General features: G+C 43.7%; 14 protein-coding genes. 3 read left to right on the plus strand and 11 right to left on the minus strand.

Annotation, left to right across the window (positions count from 1 at the left end; genetic code table 11):
- Nucleotides 1–34: 34 nt before the first annotated feature.
- Complete coding sequence (gene lamB / locus L1D23_RS04855) at nucleotides 35–1,264, minus strand: maltoporin LamB (RefSeq protein ID WP_239864559.1); 1,230 nt, start codon at nucleotides 1,262–1,264, stop codon at nucleotides 35–37.
- A 450-nt stretch (nucleotides 1,265–1,714) separates the two neighbouring features.
- On the opposite strand from lamB, the gene glgX reads away from it, so the two are divergent.
- A complete protein-coding gene (glgX, locus tag L1D23_RS04860) occupies nucleotides 1,715–3,664 on the plus strand; it encodes a glycogen debranching protein GlgX (protein ID WP_239864561.1) in 1,950 nt (649 codons plus the stop codon).
- Between the two features lie 113 nt (nucleotides 3,665–3,777).
- Nucleotides 3,778–4,641: a glycerol kinase gene (locus L1D23_RS04865; RefSeq protein WP_239864563.1), complete on the plus strand. Its 864-nt coding sequence runs from the start codon at nucleotides 3,778–3,780 to the stop codon at nucleotides 4,639–4,641.
- Between the two features lie 39 nt (nucleotides 4,642–4,680).
- Here L1D23_RS04865 and L1D23_RS04870 read toward each other — a convergent pair whose 3' ends face one another.
- The gene (locus tag L1D23_RS04870; protein ID WP_239864565.1) at nucleotides 4,681–7,530 is read right to left on the minus strand and encodes a beta-prism lectin domain-containing protein; all 2,850 of its coding nucleotides are present in this window, start codon (nucleotides 7,528–7,530) and stop codon (nucleotides 4,681–4,683) included.
- Nucleotides 7,531–7,798: 268 nt separating this feature from the next.
- Here L1D23_RS04870 and L1D23_RS04875 point away from each other — a divergent pair, with 268 nt between their 5' ends.
- Nucleotides 7,799–9,013, plus strand: coding sequence for a right-handed parallel beta-helix repeat-containing protein (locus L1D23_RS04875; RefSeq protein ID WP_239864567.1), 1,215 nt, complete (start codon nucleotides 7,799–7,801; stop codon nucleotides 9,011–9,013).
- A gap of 32 nt (nucleotides 9,014–9,045) precedes the next feature.
- Here the strand turns inward: L1D23_RS04875 and L1D23_RS04880 are convergent, their stop codons facing one another.
- The 9 genes from L1D23_RS04880 to L1D23_RS04920 form a co-directional block, all read right to left on the minus strand.
- The gene (locus tag L1D23_RS04880) at nucleotides 9,046–9,864 is read right to left on the minus strand and encodes an RbmA protein (protein WP_239864569.1); all 819 of its coding nucleotides are present in this window, start codon (nucleotides 9,862–9,864) and stop codon (nucleotides 9,046–9,048) included.
- A 193-nt stretch (nucleotides 9,865–10,057) separates the two neighbouring features.
- A complete protein-coding gene (locus L1D23_RS04885) occupies nucleotides 10,058–10,789 on the minus strand; it encodes a WecB/TagA/CpsF family glycosyltransferase (protein ID WP_345779098.1) in 732 nt (243 codons plus the stop codon).
- Nucleotides 10,786–11,952 (minus strand): aspartate-semialdehyde dehydrogenase, encoded by a 1,167-nt coding sequence (locus L1D23_RS04890; protein WP_239864570.1) that lies wholly within the window; start codon nucleotides 11,950–11,952, stop codon nucleotides 10,786–10,788. The genes L1D23_RS04885 and L1D23_RS04890 overlap by 4 nt, the downstream gene beginning before the upstream one ends.
- A complete protein-coding gene (locus L1D23_RS04895) occupies nucleotides 11,949–13,058 on the minus strand; it encodes a glycosyltransferase family 4 protein (RefSeq protein WP_275667204.1) in 1,110 nt (369 codons plus the stop codon). The genes L1D23_RS04890 and L1D23_RS04895 overlap by 4 nt, the downstream gene beginning before the upstream one ends.
- On the minus strand, nucleotides 13,034–14,362 hold the full coding sequence (locus L1D23_RS04900) for a phenylacetate--CoA ligase family protein (RefSeq protein ID WP_239864572.1): 1,329 nt from the start codon (nucleotides 14,360–14,362) through the stop codon (nucleotides 13,034–13,036). Before L1D23_RS04900 ends, L1D23_RS04895 begins: the two co-directional genes overlap by 25 nt.
- A gap of 11 nt (nucleotides 14,363–14,373) precedes the next feature.
- Nucleotides 14,374–14,874, minus strand: a complete 501-nt coding sequence (locus L1D23_RS04905; RefSeq protein ID WP_239835500.1) for a DapH/DapD/GlmU-related protein — start codon at nucleotides 14,872–14,874, stop codon at nucleotides 14,374–14,376.
- A complete protein-coding gene (locus L1D23_RS04910) occupies nucleotides 14,867–16,111 on the minus strand; it encodes a VpsF family polysaccharide biosynthesis protein (RefSeq protein WP_239864573.1) in 1,245 nt (414 codons plus the stop codon). Before L1D23_RS04910 ends, L1D23_RS04905 begins: the two co-directional genes overlap by 8 nt.
- Nucleotides 16,101–17,531, minus strand: coding sequence for an oligosaccharide flippase family protein (locus L1D23_RS04915; RefSeq protein WP_239864574.1), 1,431 nt, complete (start codon nucleotides 17,529–17,531; stop codon nucleotides 16,101–16,103). The genes L1D23_RS04910 and L1D23_RS04915 overlap by 11 nt, the downstream gene beginning before the upstream one ends.
- Nucleotides 17,528–18,664: a VpsD family glycosyltransferase gene (locus L1D23_RS04920; protein WP_239864575.1), complete on the minus strand. Its 1,137-nt coding sequence runs from the start codon at nucleotides 18,662–18,664 to the stop codon at nucleotides 17,528–17,530. Before L1D23_RS04920 ends, L1D23_RS04915 begins: the two co-directional genes overlap by 4 nt.
- Nucleotides 18,665–18,685 lie beyond the last annotated feature (21 nt).

An 18,685-nucleotide genomic window follows, 5' to 3' on the forward strand; every position in this document is an offset into this window, starting at 1 on the left:
TCGGACTTAGACAATTAGAACAGTAATTTGTCTATTACCACCAAGCTTCTACCTGAACACCGACAACGTATTCAGAATCTTCGCCGGTACCAAATGCATTGTCGTTTTCTGTATCAGTGATGTAAGAACCGTAAACACGTAGTTCCGGACGAGCCCAGAAGCTGTCACCCATCGCCCAACCTTGAGCCACAGTCAGTTTAGTGTTGCCGAAATCTTCAGTCGCTGTACCAGCAGAATTGATCTTCTCACCTGAGTTTACACCCGCTTCAAAGATAGTACGCATTGTGTCGTTCCACTTGTACATAGGGCGAACAACTACCGAGTACTGATCAACATCAAACTTAGAAGAGGTAGTAGTGTTACCGATGTCGCTACCTGCTAGGTAAGCTAGCTGGTGACCCATTTCCCAATTCTCGCCTAGGTTCATCACACCCCAGTTGATCAAGCGGTAACCAGATGCGTCATTCTGCGAGTCATTACCACGATTGTAATATGCGCCAGAACCCCAAAAGTTAGCTGCTTGTACGCCATAGCCATTTGTACCATATTGAAGCACAGTCTGGTTGAAGCCGTTAGACATACCTTGGTGGATAATTGCAGACGCTAGTAGACCGTCATCTGCCTTTTCAGTGCCATCAGCTGTTTCAGTAGAAAAGTTATAAGCCATTGCTAGCTCAAGAGATGCATCTTCCCAAAGGCCAATGTTTGCAAGACGAGTATCTAGAATGTAACCCGCAGACTGTTTTACGTCGTTCGTCGTTACTTCACCATCTTGAATAACCGCAACCGAAAGCTTCTGGTTACCTACTGAAAGATTCTCAATACCACCACCAGTCCCAGACGTGTTTAGGAAGTAGAAGTCAGTGATGTGGATATCTTTACGTTGGTAGTAAGTTTTACCCGCCCACATGGTTGCTTCTTTATCCGATGCGATCAGGCCTTTCGCTTTTACAGCAAACTGTGCGACGTTTATATCTCCTGCTTCCCAGCCAGATTTACCATCATCATCACCTTTTGCTAACATTGACTCAACGCGCCAAGTTTGTTCACCCGTTTTTAGCTCTTCTGCAAAGCCAAACTCGTAGTAGTTGTCGTTTTCGTTACCTAAACGGCCAATACCTTGTTTATTGACCCCAACATCACCACCAGTATTATCACTGATGCCAGTGCCAGCACGGAAGTAACCATTGAAATCCACTGCGAAAGCAGAACCCGCTGCTAATGTCGCAGCCACTGCGGCAGCAATTACACTTACTTTTTTCATTTTTAACTCCATTTAGGGTTTATTATTCTTTTAGCTCACTCGTTGAATCGCTCTGAAAAGGCAGGAACAGAACCCATCAAAAAGAGAGGTAAGATGGGCCAAGCTATATCGCCTAAACCCCATTTGCTTCAACTGCTGACAAGATTACCGATAAGGCTCAAGGCTGACTTCCTCCACCTAACACTTATTTTGGGGGGATGAGAAGGGATGAGAAAAATAACCGAACGACGTACATTTGGCTTATGTCACAAATATAAGGGGGAGGAGGTATAAGATTCTTTTATAGCTTCCTCACAAAACGTCACATAGCTCACCTTTTACACAAAAAGGCGCCTTCAATTTGAAATAAAATTACATTTTTATTTTATACATAAGGTTCTTGACGTCTTAACAACAAAGCTATTTACTTAGTTCCAGTTACTAAATTACAAGCGTATAAAGCGATTAACCATGCCGTTCTCTCGCCCCTATCCTCTTGGCGCTACATTAAATCACGAAGGTTGTAACTTCGCGGTTTATGCTCCTAAGAATAAAGATCTCTTGCTGGCTCTGTTTGATGGAAGCAATCATTACCAAACCTATCCGTTGGAAAATGAATATGCAGGAATAAAACACACCTTCATTCCCAATATAAAAGCCGGTCAGAAATACGGATTCATTATTGTTGAAAAAGGAAAAGCGCACTTAATTTCAGATCCTTATGCAAAATCGCTGGATAAACCTCTTTTTTATTCCATTCCCTTTAATTCAGCGAAAAGTTTTGAATTATCAAAATGTGTGGTGACCGATGACCAGTTCGACTGGCAAGGTGTCAATAGACCACATCGTCCACGTGAAGAAATGGTGCTGTTTGAAACCCACGTGAAAGGGGTGACTAAACTCCACCCAGACGTACAACCAGAGCATCAAGGGCGATACCTTGGACTAGTCAGTGAAGCGATGCTTGCGTTTTATAAGCAGCAAAACATCAATACTTTGCAATTACTTCCTATTGCAGCTTGTATGCATGAAGCTCACTTACTCAAGATGGATAAGGTGAATTATTGGGGCTATAACCCTTACGTGTTTATGGCACCCGATCCACGCTACGCCGCCCAAGATGCAGTAACTGAGCTAAAAACAACGATTAGAGAGCTGCACCGACATGGTATCGAGGTCATTCTCGATGTGGTGTACAACCATACTGCTGAAGGGGATGCGCAAGGCCCAGTCTTTAATCTAAAAGCGCTAGATGAGCATTATTACGTTAAACATGCGGGGCATTACGCCAACTATACCGGCTGTGGGAATACCCTCGATTTGTCATATCAACCGACTCTCAATTTGGTCATGGATACACTCAGATACTGGGTTGAAGAGTATCAAATTGATGGTTTTCGCTTCGATCTTGCCGCGACGTTAGGTCGGGAAGGAGAACACTTCAATGCCAATTCAGGGTTCTTCAAGGCAGTAGCTCAAGACCCAGTTCTTAAAGAGGTGAAACTGATCGCTGAGCCCTGGGATATCGGCCCAAATGGTTATCAGGTGGGCAATTTCCCATTGGGTTGGAATGAGTGTAACGATAGATTACGCGATATTACCCGCAGCTTTTGGCGTGGTGATCAAGGCTACCTCAAAGAGTTTGCCACCCGTCTAATGGGCTCTCGTGATCTTTACAGTGCGGCTAACTGGCCGTACAAACTCACCGTGAACTACATTACTTATCATGACGGTTTCTCTATGCAAGATCTGGTGTCTTACCGCCAAAAACACAATGAAGCTAATGGAGAACAGAACCGTGACGGCCATGGCGATAATCGCTCTGACAACTATGGTGTAGAAGGTGAAACCGAGAACCCTATCATCACAGAAAAAAGAGAAAAGCAAAAACGCAATTTTATGGCCAGCTTGCTGTTTGCTTTCGGCATTCCGCATATCCTGACAGCTGACGTGCTCTCGCATAGCCAAAAAGGCAACAATAATGCCTATTGTCAGGATAACGAATTAAGTTGGTTGAATTGGCAAACTTCGCCCGAAAAAGACGAATTCAAAGCTTGGTTAGCCAACATGGTTCAAGCCCGCCAAACTTATATGGTGCCATTTATCCGCGCATTCAGTGGTGAGAACAGAAATGATAACCGAATCCACTGGCGTCGTATTGACGGTACTTTCATGGAACACGATGATTGGAATCAGCTCAGCTCCGTTGCCTTGCAGCTCGGTATTGGACAACATGGCGACGAGTTGTTCTATTGCATCAACCAAACCAACGCTCCGGCACGATTCACACTACCAAGCGACAATGGACAGCAATGGACCATGGTCTGCAATACTGACAACCATGATCTCCACCAGACGATTGATCACAAGCAGGTACTTATTGCACCGGCTTCCATGGCTATCTTCCACGCAAAAGCTTAATTGGACGCAGTTCTGATGATCATTTATCAGAACTGCAACTATCTGCTTGAATAGATTTCCTTTTTCTCCAAGAATAACCTTACGCTAGTCAAACTGGCTGAGGAGGAAATAGAGTGAACAAAATCTCAACCACAGCTCTTGCAAAATTACGAGAGATCGAGCCAAAACAGTTGTTTCAAGATCTCAAGCTGGCGGGCTATATCAATCGTTCTGATGAAGCATGGGTATTGACGGAGCTCGGTCGAACGTTTGGTGGTGAATATGCTCAGCATCAAAAGTTTGGCCAATTCATTATATGGCCAGAAAACCTCCTGATTAATACAGTAGCCACCAGTGGTAAACCTCTCAGCGCGACTCAAATCGGGGAGCGATTCTCGCTCAGCGCTAAGAAAATCAACCAGCTTCTTCAGGAATTAGGCTGGCTGCAAAAAATGGATACGGGTTGGGAGGTAACGGCAAATGGCCTCAAAGTCGGTGGATATCAACGCCATGACAAAGAAAGTGGGAATCATTTTGCTGTTTGGCATGACTCAATTGTCCGCAACAAGCGTCTCAAACAATCAGTCATCGAGTTTTCAGGTCTGGATGCTGAAGCGCATGCTACCGATAAATCAATATCCAGCTTCCGGCAGAAATTCGAAGCCAAACACCGAACGCTAGATGGACATTATGTGCGATCTAAGGGAGAGCTCAAGATCGACAACTGGCTTTATATGAATGGCATCGTGCATGCGTATGATCGCCAATTACCGATTGATGAAGATGTGCTAAGCGATTTTTACTTACCGACTGGCAAAGTCTATTTACAATTTTGGGGACGCGATAATGGCGATTTCCCTGAGAATAAGAAAGCCGATATCAAGCGTATATATCACGAGCACCAATTTGACTTAATTGAAGTGATGCCTGAAGACATCGACCACCTTGATGATGTGCTTCCCGCGAAATTAAGAGAGTTTGGCATTACTGCCTATTAAAAAAACGCCTCACATGTGTGAGGCGTTTTCATCAAACTATCAGTTCAATTCAAACTGAATAGCGTCAATCAGCCAACCTGCAGTCCAAGCATTGATGGCTTTAATTTGCTTCCCTTGAGGGACCTCGAATGTTTCAACCTTGATTGGCGATGCATAACCTTTCGAGCCCATCATGACTGAAGAGCCATCTTTGAACTTAAATTTAAGTGCAACGATATGGTTACCTCCCCAATAGTAATGACCTGAAGACACTTCAATACTCTTAACTTTGCTCAGATCAACAGGGTGACGTAGTGCTCCACCATGTCCACCAATAAGCGCATTAAGTTCTGTACCAACAGCATCAATCGCAAGACCAGAACGTACGTAAAGTACATCACTTGTCGTCACTTCCGCTTTTTGAACATCACCATTCGGATAACCAAAGATCGGAGAGAATTCCGTTTTACCCGCACGTAGCGTGCTTGAGCGGTAAGTGTTGTGGCTTAACCAACTTGGCTGATACGTCTCAGGAATTTGTCCAGCCTGAGTGATATTAGTCAGGTTGAACGAGTGCTGGTTCCAAATACGTGTCGCGTTTGTCCATGGCTTATCAGCTTGAGCAGACTGATACACATATACGCCCTTGTTAATGTTGTATTTGCTGTCGTAGTTGTTGGCTACAACAATCAGTTCAGCATTATCGTCACCCTCTAGGTCTGCAACGATTGGGTATTCCCACAAGGTTCCAGTCGAGTTATCGATCACAGCAAGCTCTTTACCTGTCTGACCATCAAGGATACGCACTTTGAAATGGTCCTGAACAAGCACTTCATCGATGCCATCAGCATCAAAGTCGTAAGCAGATACCCCTATCTTGCCACTACCGATATCATCGTTTTCAACCGACCAAACCAGCTCACCTTTTGCGTTGTACATGTCTACGGCTTTATAGCCTGCGTACACGATACCGATGCTGTCAGTACCTACTGACGTAGCCGTCTCAAATTGAACGCCTTCTACCAGCCAACCTTGTGACCACACATTCACACCCGTAACACTCTCACCTTCAGGAAGAACAAAGCGTTTCGTTTGCAGATGGTAGCCATAGTTTTTCGATCCCAGCATGACTGAGGAGCCATTCTTCAGAGAAAACTCCATGGCCAGAAGGTGGCGACCACCCCAGAAGTACTTACCGTAAGTGACGTCAATAGCTGTCACTTGCGAAAGATCGATAGGATCGCGAAGCGCTCCACCGTTACCGCCGATCGTGTTATGGGCTTCAGTACCAATCGCATCGATAGCCGCGCCAGAACGAACATAGAGCAAGTTTTCATCGCTAACTTGTGCCGACTCCACATTGCCTTTCTCATAACCAAAGACTTCTGATTGCTGAGTCACTGACTCACTGTAAGCCGCTAGGAAACTGGAAACCGCTTGAACACCACCGCCAGGATTGTTCTCATTGGTTATTTCCCACTTGGTTGAACCATCATGTTCCAATACCGCCAGAGAGCTCTTTTGCGCAGACGAGTAGCTTGCCGGAACAGAAACCACCAATTCTGGGTGCTTGTCTGAATCTAGATTCACCAATGAAGAGAACCAAACTTTGTCAGCAGCACTGTACTGCCAGTCAACAGCGCCTGAGCTTTGGAATAAAGTGCCGTCGGCAAAGACTTCCTGACGATTATCACCATCAAAGTCACCACTGATTGATGCTGGAGACCAGTTATGGCTAAACACTGGCTGACCAGATTGATAATCGTAAACACCATCAGCAGACAGAATTTCGATATCACCATCACCATCCAAATCGGCTAAAGCGATGTCACCCACCGTTTTCCAGCCAGATTCAACCGTCGCAATCTGCTTCTTCACATTACCATGATTATCAAGCACCTGGATGAAATCGCTGCCAGTACTGGTTGTGACAATTTCCACGATACCATCGTGATCTAAGTCTGCAACTGCAGGACTGTAACGAGCATCAGCAACAACACCGCCGTTATCATAGCTCCATAGCTCTGAGCCATCCACACCGCTCAGTGCACGAACTAAACCACCACGTGAGTAATTGCGACCTTCAAACGATACAATAATCACATCAGCGACATCTTGGTTATCGATTCGGCCGTCACCATTGTCGTCGTTAAGCTGACCGGTTACTGGCGTGACCATTACCTGATCTGACTCAGGCTTAAAGCTGCTGCCTTGCCAAGACCATTTCAGTTCAGTTTCAATTTTTTTATCTGGCTCTGAATAAGCAAGAACTCGCATCGAACGAGGGTTAGAAAAATCTAGGATCTCACCGTTATAAGCCTTCACTGACTCAAGCTGAGTATTTGACTTGTAACCGCCAAACACCGCTAAGCGATTGTAAGAAAGGTTATCCCAGTCACTTAGCATCACACCAAGTCCCTCTGGAGCACGCACCTCTACTTCATGACCTTTGATGTACTCTGGTAATGAGTAACCAGAACGTTGACCTTCTTTTAAACAGTAACGTTCATTATTCTCTAGGCTGACAATACACGCCTCTGGGTATTGCTCAGACGCCAATACTCGCATCGAACGAGGCTTAGAAAAGTCTAAGTAACGACCATTATACGCTTTCACATTTTTAAGTTGTTCGTTTGACGTATAAGTGTCAAAAACGGCAAGTCTGTTGTATGACAGGTTATCCCAGTCACTCAACATAACGGAAACACCACTCGGTGCGAGTACATCGACCGGGTGCGCATAAATCCAATTTGGAAGTGAATAACCTGAGCGCTCTCCCGCTTTAAGGCAATACTTCTCCCCCGACTGCTGACTGATAATGCATCCCATAGGTTCGGAAGCATAGGCAGGCAAGCTTATGTTGGCTAAGGCAAATGAGCCAAATACCACTGCTAATAATTTACGTTCCATTTAGAACACCCTTCGCTGATTTGTTGCCAAATTAATGTATTGCTCAAGACTGGCGTAATTCTCCCGTTACGTTGCTTCACCCAGAAATAAGCGGTTAGATTGTTTCGCGCAGATTATCTGTATGTAATTTGTTCTGTTCAACAATTCAGCGAGAAGAAGATGCCTCAATAATGAGACATCTTAGAAACGAGACATTTAAAGTGGGATGTCGCTTCATTTAACAGACAAAAGATAAAAACTTTTATCTCAGTATCCAACGACGTATAGAATGGCAACCATAATTCGAGAAAACGTACCGACGCCCAAGCTAGGTCAGTTTATTATGCAAATACCGTTATTTATCATTGCCGTCCTTTTCGCACTACCCGCCCTATCTCAGGATAAAGTGTATCGGCTGGATCACTTTGGTGCGATTAGCAATGACTCCCAAGACGATAGCCAAGCGATTCAAACTGCTCTATCTTCTCTCAATCCTGGGGATATTTTGGTTATACCTGAAGGCATCTATGATGTGTGTCAAACCCTATATTTAACGAATACCAAACAAATCTCTTTAATTGGTAGCCAAGGGGCAATCTTACGTAAATGTTCTGACTTTAGTGGCGAATATTTACTGTACATCAAAGAGACTCAAAAGGTGTTCATTGGGGGGATTCATTTCATCGGCCTCAATAACGGCGATACAACACAAGTCTGGGGAGAGCAAGGGGTTTACCTTGCCAGTACCTCCGACTCTCACCTATCCAATAATACTTTTGAAAATTTTGGCGACGCTGCACTAAGGGTGACAACCGGGCCTAACCCAACGGACTCACTATCACAAAACGCCACCTTATTCGCCAATACATTTCGCAACTGCAGTCAGGTAACCACGACTCAAGCGACTCAAGGTTCTAGCGCTCCAGGTACGCAAAACATCACTTTCGAATATAACTTGTTTCAGGCTTGTACCCTCAAGTTATCAAGCCGGAAAGAGGTTCAAGGCGCCCTTGTTTATCACAATACTTTTAAGGAGATAAACAGTACCGCATTAGAGTTAAGCTATTACTCGAATGTATCAGTAAAAGATAATAATTTTGACGATATTACAGGGTTTATTATGAATGTTTACCCTAATACACGAGCAGAACAACCAGTATATTGGGGGAATATTGAGTTTCACAATAATGACATATCAAATAGTACAATGGGGATCAGGCTACAAAGCTTTACATCTAATGAGTCTCCAACCAAATCAGTAGAAAACATTTCTATTTCTTACAATCGATTCAGCAATGTAACTTGTGAAAATATAAGCGAAGAAAAGTATAAAAAAATAATTAGAACTTATAGCCAGAATAGTAGTTACTCATTTGATAACATCAATATTATTGGTAACGAATATGATGAAGAGTCCGGTTGTGATTTTTTATCTATTGATATGTCATCTGAAAATATCAATATTGAAGAGAACAAGAAAAAAATAATAGTCGGTGAGAATTAAGCCCTGAAAATCAGGGCTTAATAAGATAAAGGTTAGTCAATAATAGCAGAATCACCTTTGTATACTTTAATAGCGCCTTCGACACGTTTGCCACTGTCTACATCATACAGTTGAGGCACGATAGTATATTCACCATCTGGGTAACTAGCATCTAAAGTAAAACCACGGATAATGCTCAGCTCATCAAAAGCTGACACTGACTTAAGTATGCGAGCATGGACAGGGATAGCCAAACCATCAGGACCGATTGCGGTTACCCAAAACTCAATATTCGCGGCTTCTTCTCTGGTATTTTGAGCTTGTAGATCAAGAATCAAATAACCGCCTTCGCTTGGGTACACGGTGTCGTTCACAGCAAATGCTTCAAGTATTAAGCCATCAATAGCCGCTGGCTGTTCAAGGCTCACACCCTTGGCAAAGGTCTCTGATTTAGAGAAACTTTTTCCTGTTTCGACATTTACACCTTCAACAGAAACTTGATACAAACCATCGTCCATATATTCTCGAACCCAAATACCGCGTTCAATATGAAGAGCTGAGCCTTCTTCAATATTTTCACTATCGAATTCAGAACTACTTAAACCAACAACTGACTTAGCAGGAAATACAATACCTTTAGGTCCTTTAACCGAAACCCAGTATTTAAGGTCAGCGTCATCTCCACCAATATTGTTTAAGTCAATACTTGCAGATAAATAACCACCTTCTGTTGGTACTTGGCTTTTAGAAAGTTGAATTTGTGCATCAAGAAGAAATTCTTCATTCTCTGATTGATTATCTGCAGCAAATACAGACAAAGAAGTGCTCAACGCTATACTACCCGAAAGTAGAGCGGCAATTAGTTTTTTCATTTTCACACCAGAATGTTAGTAAAAAGGATTATTAGTACAACAGAACAAAGCGTAACAACTGAGTGTTTTACATTCAATTTAAAAACTAAGTATATTTATAGTATTCATTATACTTATTAATCAAAGACAAAGTTTTCAGTTGTTACATTAAAAGAGTGATTTATATCACAAAACAAGGAAAGGGGGGGATTGATTATTTACCCCAACGCTCTTTCAATAATAAAAAAGCAAATTTTGAGTTTGTGACCAAATAACGTTTCCACATCCTTCTCGGTTCCTGAATAACACGGTACAACCACTCAAGCCCTGCATTTTGCATCCATGCTGGAGCTCGATTGACTTTGCCCGCCACGACATCAAATGTGCCGCCAACACCCATAACGAAATCAACACCCAGCTCATCTCGCCACTTATTAATAAAGTTTTCCTTCTTAGGTGATGTAATGGCGACAAACAGCAACTTTGCTCCTGAGTCTTTAACCTTCTTCACCAGAGCGGCTTCGTCATCCCAAAAATACCCATGGTGGTATCCCGCAATATTAAGATTTGGATGATTGCTTTTCATAATCTGAGCGGTTTTTTCGACCACCTCTTGCTTGGCACCAAGAAAAAAAACTGGAAACGCCTCTTTCTCCGCCATAGCATTCAACTCATAAAATAAATCAACGCCAGCCACTCGTTCTGGGATCTGATGTCCAACAAACCTAGCTCCCCAGACAACACCCATCCCATCGATATTGATGATGTCACACTCCGTCACTGATTGAGCCAGTTCTTGATCCTTCTTCATGTTCACCAATTTAGCGACATTAACGACTACATGCTGAGTAAATTCACCGGTTTCAATACGACCTTTAATCGCTTCAACCGTTTCAGACATAGTCATGGTGTCCATTGGGCTGCCTAGAAAAGTTACTCGGCTCACGATTTATCTCCTTTGTGATTCTTTAAATAAACACTCATCGACAGGTACATCCAAGCCTGAGTCCAACGTACATAATTAATTGCGTTGGTTGCACGTGCACTCTTTTGATAAACGAATTGTTTCTTGTCTGAAAGGTAAAGCTCTGCAATTGACCAATTGAGCACTTTGCCTGCCATGTCTACATCTTCCTGCTCTCCTCCAACCTTGATCAAAGTGATCACCGCCTGCGCGACTGAGTGTGGATCAAGAGGGTAACGATTATTGTGGTAATACTTTGCCGTCCCATCAGCTTCAAAAAGATGCGTTTTGTAGTAAGCCATGCCATGACCAATTGACTCGTCAAATTCATCGGTTTGCAACGCGCACTTAAGCTCGTACAAAGCTTCCAAATTGTAACCAGTATGAAAGCCATCAATAAATTGGTGATGGCTACGTGCGCCATACACCCAACTGCCATCAGGTGACTGTTCTTTCACACTTTGCCAAGCAACCGATCGAGCTAACTCACGATATTCATTGTTCTCGGTCTCGGATGCGACAAAGCCAACCCAAGCAGCGGCCCACAAGCTCGCGTTGTGAACAAATGCTTTTTCTCCAGGAATATAAGCAAAAAACTGTCTTTGCTGATCTTTTGTATAAAGGTGTTCAACAATAAATTTGGCGCTGGAACAGGCGGTATCCACGTATTTTTGCTTATTGGTCAATTTACCGAGATCAAATAATGCTCGGCTGACGTAAATTGTCGATATAACGTTGGGTTTGCCTTTAGGTACGAAAAATGCCCTCGCTTTCCAATCAAAGTGATATCCCCAACATGATGCTCCCCATGTCTCGCGACAACATTGATTCTCTAGCAACCAATCAGCCAGTTTCTCAGCCTCTTTAAGCAAATGCTTCTCCTGGGTCACTTGGTACTGCTCCAACATCCCAGAAATAAACAATGCAACCCCTTTAGGGTTACGCTTCTTAGGTACCCCAAGAAGATGGCGCATATTGATGTTCGAGCGTTTGAACATCTGAATCCATGCAAGGCCAAATAGCGAATTGCGCAAACGTGGAAACACATCAAAGAGACGAGCGTTTAGACCATCAAATGGATCATAACCCGCAAAATCATTGCTTGAAGCATCAGCTAACAAGCAACGCTGAATATCAGTGATCATGCGCGACTCCTTTGGATAAGCACGGCATCATAAATACGTTGCACTTGAGGAATAATGGCTTGAACAGAAAAATGCTCATCGAATTTCTGTTTTGCGTTCTGGGTATAGTATTGGTTCATTTCTTGGTTGTTCAGTAGTTCAATAAGTGCATCGGCTAAGGCGTCTGCATCACCCGCATCGACAAGAAGACCTTCCTTGCCGTTGGCAATTGCATCCGGAATACCACCTGCATACGTCGATACCACGGCAATTCCAGCCGACATGGCCTCCAATACTCCCATTGGAAAACCTTCGTTGTAGCTCGGCAAACAGTAGATTTGGGTCCGCTGCAGCACATCGAGTTTGTGTTGACCCGAGACCCAACCTAAGAATTCCACTTGTGCTTCCAATCCCAAATCCCGTGCCATTGCGCGGTACTTCTCAACCTCACCATCTCCCCCAATCAATAGCTTGACGTCAGGGCATTGCTGTTTGACTCGCACCATCGCGGTTAGCAGATCTTGGATCCCTTTTCGCTCACCCACTCTGCCAAGGAAGCTAATCACCGGTGAAGGGTTAGTTTTAGCGGGAAGTTCAAGTGATGGAACAGCGTTGTATACCAATTGAAAATGCTCTGAGCGGGTAAAAGTCGCTCGCGCCCAATCTATCCATTGAGAAGAAAGGACAATCACCACATCCGCCATTTCAAATGTGTCACGTATGTGTTTCTGCCTTTTCTCATCGCATTCATTGGCGTAAAAATCACGAAACTCTGCACCGTGTAAATGCAAAATCACTTTACCGCCGAGGACTTTAATCAACCTAACTAGTAATGCTTTTCGTAAGTAGCTACCTCGTGAAGCAACATGAATATGTGCCAACCCCACTCGGTAAAAAACAAAGTAATAGATGACTTTAACTAGCGCACTGAGATAACGCATCAGTGCCCCCAAAGAACCAAAACGATTGTTAGTAGAATGCGTTGCGATCAAACGAACGGCATTATCAGACAGAAAGCCTGCTTGTTGATAAACATTCAGCACAGTAGCAATGCCACCTTGTCCTTTAATGTCAGTCGCAATAGTTAGATTGATGTTCTTTTTCAACTCTGGCTCTCCACACTGCATATCGCCTGACGCACCTTGCCATTTTTCGTTCTCGGTAATGCACTCACTTGATGCACCTCGACTTGTAGGCTTTGTCCAACTCGTTCCTGAGTATTAAGGATCAATTGCTGCTCCTGCTGAACTGTAAATTTAGTTTGGTCAACCACAGCGAGCACTTTGATTAAATACGCTTTGTCTTGAACAAATTGGCAACTGATTAACCCTTCTACCCCTTTAGGAATATGGTTGAGAATATGAATTTTCTGACCATCTTCTCCAAGCAGATAGTCACCAACCCGCCCTTCAATTTTTTTAATTACAGGGTAAGTTCTGCCACATGAACAACGTTGATTTTCGGCCAAAACAACGTGGTCACCTGTACGGTAGCGAACCAGAGGATAGAGGGCATTATTGTAGTTAGTGCCCACGATCTCATGTTTACCCTCTTCCGTTTGTAGGAATTCAACATGAGAGTAATCTGAAATGAGGTGGTAATGACCGTACTCACAGCTGCCTATCGCAGCAACACGCTCAAATAGCCCATACCAATCAAAGACCTTGCATCGAAAACGTTTTTCTATCACTTGGCGATCTTCATCAGACAAAGATTCAGAGGAAGTAACAATCGACTTTAACTGACCTTTGTAATACTCATCTTTGCTATCCAGAAACTTGGCTAACGTAGCAATAGAAGATGGGTATGCTTGGATTATGTCTACGCCATAATCCTCCATCGCTTTGAGATAACTCGGAATCGCATCTGACGTGAGGTGGAACGACGACATGACAATCATGCTTTCAAAGATAGAATAACGCCAATAAGGCCCCCCTTTCTGCGATAACGGCACAACCATATCGCCTCGGATCCAAGCTCGCTTATCGCCTTTCTGGTATCCTGCCCAATCTAGGTGACGAGAGACAAAAGCTTGTTCTCTGAGAACTGAGTCGAGGTCTTGAGGGATAGAAAGAGGTGTCCCAGTCGTACCACTGGTGCTGCCTTTCACCGTCACTTTAGGGTTCAAACTTGTGTTAAGGAAGGCATTCGGTGAGGCTTTGACATCTTGTTTATCAATAAAATCAAACTGGTCTAATTGCTGCTTGTCTCCATAAGCACTCACATCTTTTGCACGCTCTAGAACGGCTTCCAGTTGCTTGTCACAAAATACCTTTAGTGCATCATGAGAATACTCATTTTCTCTCAATTGCTGCTTTAAGCCAGCAATACGACTTTCACTACGAATGGCTCCACGAACTAAGTCACGCAGAGACACCATAATATTTTGAACAAAGACAGGAGACTTCTTGTAAATGGACGAAGTATACACATCAACGCCCTCTAACCACGGGTATCTTGCAAGAAGGGGGCTGTTCCTTCAACATCAGCGCGGTTATCGTGAATGTCATAATCATTATCTTTAACCCAACCGATGATCTTGGCCGGAATCCCCCCAACAATGGCCCCCTCAGGAACACTTTTCGTCACCACACTATTTGCACCGATGATGGCATTATCACCCACAATAATCGGGCCAATTAAAACGGCTCCAGGGCCAATAAATACACGGTCACCCACTCTAGGGACTTCTTTAAATGGTCCTTTACCGACCGTTTTGCATCCAATGCCGATGCTGCACTGCTCACCAATAACCGTTTTGTCATGCAGTGATACGCCGATACCTTTAACGACAAAAAAGCTGCCTTTACCGATATGACATTTAACAGGTACTCGACAGTTATAAAACATGAAAATAAATAACTGGAAAAGCTTGGGAATCAGCGGGACTTTTTTCAGATAAAACCAGCGCGCAATTCGATAAATAGCAATAGCATTAGGCATGTGTGTAACCCGAGTTTAATTGAGAATTCTGAGAATCTACCCACTTTTCACGCAATGACTTGCTTAAATACAGACAGGTGAAAAGTAGTAATAAAGTTGGTGTTTTAGTCGTCAGGGAGTTGTTGGTAATACTGATTACCGCAAACGAAAAAACACTCATTCTTTCAATGAGGTTTCCTGTGACAGCGAAATAGGTCAGTGGCACATACACCACTAAAAACAAAGGAATAGTCCCTACCAAACCAAAAGTAAATATCCAGCCAATGAGGTAGTTTTCGATCACATTGATACCAATATAAAGCTCAATCGATTCCATCAAGCGATGACTTGCACCTAATAACCACTCTCGGAAACTAAGCTGGTCAATCAGATAGAACACATTCAATCGCGCAGACGCACTACCATCGATATAGAGTTTTGAGGCAATGCGCTCCGTGATACCCGAAGACACCAGCAAATATGCACCAGCCCAAAATGCGAAATACCCGATCAGCATAAACAAGGCAATTTTTTGTTTATTGTCTGGAATCCCTTGGGTAATGGCTCTCCACAACATTGGTGCCATGGAAACCGATACCGCACAAATAAAGATAGCCAGCGCCGCTCTCCCCCCAAATGCGAATAATGCGAGCGACACAATCAACATATAAACAAAACTAGGTAGCTTAGTTCTACTTGCCACCAATAGAGCAATGCTGACCGTTACCAAGGCGTTGTTGAGCGGGTGGGTCAAAAAGGCCGTCGAGCGAAAGAATGAAAACTCTTGGAACTCAACATTAACCAGACGGAAATGAAGCATGTACTCCATCACAGCGACAAACGAATTGAGCAATATCAGATAGGCAATCAATTTAAGCAATAAGGATTTTTGATTGTCAGTAAGATAAGCAAGCAATGGGACAATCAAAACTGGCGCCAAAAAAGTATTGATCAGATATGCCATCCCAGATGTGCCGTGTATAGCAAAACCGTAGAGGATCACAAACACATTACACGCCAGCGCCATCAGCCAAAAACGGTAGTAGTTACCCAGCCTCAGTGCAATTCCTTTAATGCCATCAAGCAGAAAAACCAACCCAAAGCCCAAAAGAATTAAGTAAGAGTACAAATGAATCTTAAAGAGAGGTGATCCCCCCTGAGAAACGTAAGGTACCCCAAGGTCCTCTAGCAAGTAACCACCAAGAAGAATTGATGAAGCGATAGCAACAAAGGGCAACAGGTAAATCCTAGATAGCACGCTGACGCCCCCTTAACTTAAGTAGCGAGGTTCTGATCTGGAAACTGTTCAAAAGCAGATGCGTTAAACCATACGCGACTAAAGCAGTCATTACTAAAAGAGCCAAAGTCAACACACTGCTATCCAGCTCAATATATTGCTTAGCTTGAAGTATTGCCAGTGCCATAACCGCTGTCGCAATCATTGTTCGCAACAAGGCTTTAGGTACCGGATAATGATAACCAGCTTTCCAACCTATCCATGCTGTCAGCAACAGTCCAACAAACATAGCTATCACAATACCTATCGCTGCACCTAATGCACCAAATTGTGGAATCAAAGCAAATGCGGCCAAAACTTGGACCAACAAAACAAACGCCATGATCAAAGGCACATACTTGGTCTTCAATGTAAACTGCAAACCATGATCGAAGAAATGTGCACGTAAGTTAAAAAGTAAGGCAGCAGCGGCCACCAAGTAAAACGTCGTCAGATCAACATTCCCATAGGCGTCACCGAGAAAAATACCGACAAGCATCGGCGCTAATAAACACAGACCCGTATACGCCGGTAGACTCAAAGCAATCAGGAACCCACTGTATACTTTGTGTTTAGCGATTAAACGTGTTCGATCTTGGGTAAGCTTGGTGAGTTCTGGATAAAGAGGCAATGCAATAGCCATAAAAACCAGAGCCATAATGCCAAACAAAAGATTCGCAATCGCGGCATACTGCCCCGCTTGCTCAAGCCCGGTGAGGTTAGCAATAAAAATACGATCACTTCTTGCTGCCAATATACCCAGTAAACCAGACAACATAAGCGGTGCGCCGTAAGAAAATAGCGCTTTCTTAGCTTCAGTGTTGGTCGCTACTCTGAGGTGCCACTCTCCAGTTCGAAGGCTGATAACGGCTGCTACCGAATAGCTCATCACTAAAGCAAGTAAAGCCATTTCTAATGCAGGTATAAAAGAGAGCAATACTACTGTCATGACGATTGAGAGGACAGCTTGAGTCATAACAGAACGACGGTAATACCCTGACTCTTGGTTCACGCGTGCATATTCGATCACAAACAAATAGATGACTTTTGCGACGAAAAAAGCATACACAGCAAAAAAGACACACCACTCAAACACACTCAGCAAGGCCACTAAGGCAGCAATGACAAAACATGACAAGAGCGTGTTACCGATTAACCAACGCACAAGCGTCGCGCTGATTTGTATCTGTTGGTCCTGTTCAGCGCTTGGGTAAAAACGAATGAGACAGTTGTTTATCCATTGAACTAACACTGAGCGGGACGCTTCCACAATGACCATCAACACGGCGAGAAAGCCGTATTCTTCGGGTAACAGAAAACGCGTCTGTATCGCAATAAGTGCGAACAGACTTAAAGCTGAAAGGATCTGAACAGGTGCATAAGTGAGCAGCTTTTTAATCACAACAGCTCTCCATACAGCCTTTGATAGTCATCGACCACAGCCCGTGGTGAAAACTTAGCACTCAGAGACTTTGTATCAACAGCAGGCAAGTTATCTAAAAACTGTGAAACGTTTTGAGCTTCTGATGCCGAGCCATCCGCTAAGGTATAGTAGACACCAGTGTTACGGAAAAACGCCTGCTCCTCCTGTAAAATACCGACTGCAGTAGCGATAACGGGTAAGCCTGACGCTAGCATCTCTAAGGGTACAAGACCGAAAGTCTCTTCACGTGAAAGAAATACCCCGACATCGGACTCAGCGTAGATTTGCTTAATTTGCTCAACATTCATTGGACCCAGCCATGAGATTTTATCCGCTACATTAAGCTCTTCAGCCAACTTGTTTAGCTCTGACGCATAGCTCTCATCAACGGGACCAATGATCTTCAGGGCTGCATCAAGACTGGTATTTAGCTGAGCAACTAACTTGATGATCTGATCCACCTGTTTACGTGGAGTAATTAACGAACAAGTCACCAAACGCAGTGAATCTGACTGGAGTCGGTTGGTTTGCTTAAAGTAAACATCATTGACTGGATTCCCTACCTTACGTGCTTTATGGCGCATAGCGTTTGGTAGAGAGTCAAACAAGATATCACCGACATAGGTTAATCGATCAGCAGATCGTAAACTGATAGCAGGTAGCAGGGTTTCAAAAATCAAATCATTTAACCAGCCGCGACTTTTTCTGGCTACCTTTCCTAATGAGTGGAGAGTAATCACTGAACGGTGATTGCGGCTTGGTAGCAGTGGAAGACTCGGTAAATGACTATGGACCACATCGGGCTGGAAACGACGAACCAACTTTCTTAACATCATGTTTTGGAAGACAAATCCAGGTACAGGTACCCCTAATACTTTCCCTTTCTTAGCAATAAAAGTGACATGCGTTTGTTCATTAAGTTGGATTCTTTTATTCAACTCTTGTTTAGATGCACCCACTTTGATTGCCAGTATTTCATACTGATAACCTTCAGGAGCATCTAATTCAAGTGACTGAACAACTTGCTGGCAGACAGAATCAACGCCGCCTGCGTTATCGCTTCCCCAATCAAGAGTACTTAATGGCATCACCAGCAGGACTTTTTTCATCATCGAACCTTAGACGAGTTAATT

This window comes from Vibrio sp. Isolate24 (assembly GCF_022398215.1).
Classification (GTDB): Bacteria; Pseudomonadota; Gammaproteobacteria; order Enterobacterales; family Vibrionaceae; genus Vibrio; species Vibrio coralliilyticus_A.